The 255-nt window shown below is 41.2% G+C and carries 1 protein-coding gene; it reads left to right on the forward strand.

Annotated features, from left to right (window positions below):
- Window positions 1–255, forward strand: a 255-nt coding sequence (locus AAEY93_RS20870) for an IclR family transcriptional regulator domain-containing protein (protein ID WP_351079616.1), incomplete at both ends; no start/stop codon positions are given.

The following is a 255-nucleotide window of genomic DNA, read 5'->3' on the forward strand; positions in this document are numbered from 1 at the left end:
TGCAAAGACTGGTTGATGATATCAAAGAGACTTGCGGTATTGGCATTCCTTATCATATGGATATGATTTATACCAACCGCGCGCAGACAACGTTGCCGCTACAGATTTATCTGCCTGTAGGTGCAAAATCACCGATGTGGTGTACAGCAACTGGTAAACTGTATCTAAGTCAACTACCGGCAGCAAATCGACGCAAAATGCTGCATAGTTTAACGCTCAATAAATTTACTAAGAATACCATTACTGATCTTGATG

The organism is Shewanella sp. CAL98-MNA-CIBAN-0140, from assembly GCF_040309905.1.
Lineage (GTDB): Bacteria > Pseudomonadota > Gammaproteobacteria > Enterobacterales > Shewanellaceae > Shewanella > Shewanella psychromarinicola.